Origin of the sequence: Halomonas sp., assembly GCF_033549285.1 — a bacterium.
Taxonomy (GTDB): domain Bacteria; phylum Pseudomonadota; class Gammaproteobacteria; order Pseudomonadales; family Halomonadaceae; genus Halomonas.
Window position 1 is genome coordinate 1 of the sequence record NZ_JAWSUJ010000184.1, and the last position, 3,043, is coordinate 3,043.

The following is a 3,043-nucleotide window of genomic DNA, read 5'->3' on the forward strand; positions in this document are numbered from 1 at the left end:
GGCCTGTTCCAGGCGGCTCGGTCACGCGCACGCGGTTACCGGAACGAGGCCAACTTCATCGCCATGATCTACCTGATCGGCAGCCCCGTGGGGCGTCTGCTTGATCAGGCCAAATCCACGTAAAGTGACGAAGAACCGGTGAGTGTGACCTATTCGATAAGCGTGCTGGTGCTTACGCCAGCAATCTTCCCGTTTTGATACGAAGGGGATCGACTAGCTGTCAATCCGTGCCTAGCGGAAGATGATCCCACGGGATCCGGCACATAGCCGAGAGCGCAACTCGTCATGCACATTGTGATAGCTGGGCAAAATCGGGTCTCGCCGAGGGCCGACAAGGATTCGATCCTGATGTACTATGTAATAGGACGCGAAAAGTGAATAAAGGCATGGAAGTGACATACCCATACGAACGTCGCCACTCACGGTGGTACGAAAAAGCCTTACTAGCCCTTCCTTTTCACCTTCTGGTAGGGCTGTTATTTGTATTGCTGCTACCAAGCCTGGAGCGCTGGGGGTGGGGGTACTGGTATGCCATGAATGAGGTTCGTAGCAACACAGTGCTTGCGATTGCTCTCTCTTTTGTCGCCATTACCCTGACTCAGCGACGGCTGCTTCGCTTCCCGGGCGCGCACATTGTTTCTTATATCGTGCCAACGGTAACCAGCGTTTTTTTGGTTGCTATCGCTCTGTTGTTCTTTACGCGGGAAGGCTATTCTCGTCAAGTTTTGTTCTCTGGCTATCTGTTGACGTTGACATGGTGCTTTGCGAGTTATTTTATTGGAATACGTTATCGTCGCCTGAAACTCGGCGTGGTACCATTTGGGGCAGCAAAAGATCTTCTACTGGCCGAGAGTGGCGATTTAAGAATGCTGTGCTCTCCTGATCTATGTGGAGTTCGCGTTGATGGCATTGTGGCTGACCTGCGATCTGATGAACTAACCCCTGAGTGGGAGCGATTCTTGGCCCGCTGTACGCTTTGTCATATTCCTGTCTACCACGTCAAGCAGATTAGCGAGTCAATCACGGGCAGAGTGCAGATAGAGCACCTCGCTGAAAACGATTTCGGTTCGTTGCTGCCTTCTGGCATTTATAGCTTCTTCAAGCGCTGCTTCGATATTGCAGCAATAGTGATAACGTCTCCCATTACCATCCCCTTAATGGCGTTGACTGCCATCGCAGTTAAGCTGGATAGTCCCGGGCCAGTCCTTTTCATTCAGAATCGCGTTGGTCAGGGCAATAAGGACTACAAAATCTATAAGTTTCGCAGTATGTGCCGAGATTCTGAAAAAGATGGTGCAAAACTGGCCCAGTCCGATGACATGCGGGTCACCCGGGTAGGTAAGATCATTCGCAGGACTCGTCTTGACGAGCTTCCCCAGTTCTTTAATGTCATCAAGGGCGACATGAGTCTGATAGGGCCACGACCAGAGCAGCGCGCTTTCGTCGAGCAGTTTGAGCGAGAGATACCGTTCTATATTTACCGTCATGTCGTTAAGCCGGGGATCACAGGCTGGGCGCAAGTGGTGCAAGGCTATGCCAGCGATGCCGATGATACACGTATCAAGATTCAGCATGATTTTTATTATATCAAGCATTTTTCGCTGTGGCTGGATATTCTAATTGTTTTCAAAACGATTAAGACCATCCTTACGGGGTTCGGGGCCAAGTGATTGTCAAGATGATTGTACAAGGACGGTTTTTATGACCATTTTGGTGACTGGTGGAGCCGGCTATATCGGCTCGCACATGGTGCTTTCACTTCTGGAGCACGATCATGACGTAGTGGTGCTGGATAGCTTGGTGAATTCTTCCCCTGAAGCATTGCGTCGGGTGGAAAGCATCACTGGCAAGTCCGTGAAACTTATTGAAGGCGATATCCTTGATCGTGCATTGCTGGATCGGCTATTTATTGAGTACGACATCACGGATGTCCTGCACTTCGCTGGTCTGAAGGCGGTTGGGCAAAGTGTCGAGCAGCCGCTGCATTACTTCGAAAATAACGTTAGTGGAACTTTGACCTTGTGCCAGGCAATGGACGCTGCTGGAGTGAGGCGGCTGGTGTTCAGTTCTTCAGCCACAGTGTATGGAGAGGTGGCAACCATGCCCATCCACGAGGGTTTGCCCACCGGGACCCCTACTAACCCCTACGGCCGTTCGAAGCTGATGGTGGAAGAGGTGCTGAAGGATCTTGCCAAGGCAGATTCCCGTTGGTCGATTGCCCTGCTGCGTTACTTCAATCCGGTTGGAGCCCACGAGAGTGGCCTGATCGGAGAAGACCCCAACGACATTCCCAACAACCTCGTTCCATTCATTTCTCAAGTCGCCATCGGTCGACGTGACATGCTTGCTGTCTATGGCAACGATTACCCGACGCCAGATGGTACCGGCGTACGTGATTACATCCATGTGAGTGATCTGGTTGATGGCCATCTATGCGCGATGCAGGCCATTGCTCGGCAGTATGGGGTCGGCATCTGGAATCTGGGAACAGGCCAAGGGTATTCCGTGCTCAAGATGGTTCAGGCCTTTGAGGTGGCTTCGGGTCGTAATGTTCCTTATCGAATTGCTCCCCGTCGGGATGGTGATATAGCGGAGTGCTGGGCAGATCCCTCGAAGGCTGAGCGTGAGCTAGGGTGGAAAGCGCAGAGAGACCTTGATGTCATGATGCAGGATACATGGCGATGGCAGGTGAATAATCCCGAAGGCTATAAGTCAGCGGTGTACAAGAAAGGATGACGTTATGATAAGAGCCTGCTTTCGAAAAAGCTTCTTATAATCAAGGCGATATGCCCATCACTATGGCCATTCGCTCAGCCATGTATCGGGTCGTTCCGGTTATGGCTAAAGTGGCGAGGGGGCGCGTCAGTGCCGCCCAGCGTTGTGCCAGGCATGGAGCGGAGTCTGTCAACATAGTTGGCACATGAAATGGTTCCGGTTCTTTAAAACGGCTCTTCGACGCCGGATGTGGAATTCGCCCCCTGAGCTGAGCCAGGATATGACCTCCACGATGACAGGAGGCATGGCATGGACGGCACCCAGATTC

General features: G+C 52.1%; 2 protein-coding genes. Both read left to right on the forward strand.

Annotated elements, in window-relative coordinates; translation table 11 throughout:
* Positions 1 to 374: 374 nt before the first annotated feature.
* Positions 375 to 1,670 carry a sugar transferase gene (locus SCI24_RS21205; protein WP_318727253.1) on the forward strand — a complete coding sequence of 432 codons (1,296 nt, stop codon included), beginning with the start codon at positions 375 to 377 and terminating at the stop codon, positions 1,668 to 1,670.
* 31 nt (positions 1,671 to 1,701) lie between these two features.
* Positions 1,702 to 2,736 carry a UDP-glucose 4-epimerase GalE gene (galE, locus tag SCI24_RS21210; RefSeq protein ID WP_318727254.1) on the forward strand — a complete coding sequence of 345 codons (1,035 nt, stop codon included), beginning with the start codon at positions 1,702 to 1,704 and terminating at the stop codon, positions 2,734 to 2,736.
* The last annotated feature ends 307 nt before the right edge of the window (positions 2,737 to 3,043 follow it).

Bases quoted from the DNA above. Each gene is read 5' to 3' on its own strand.
- galE (WP_318727254.1), top strand. From the start codon at position 1,702: ATGACCATTTTGGTGACTGGTGGAGCCGGCTATATCGGCTCGCACATG.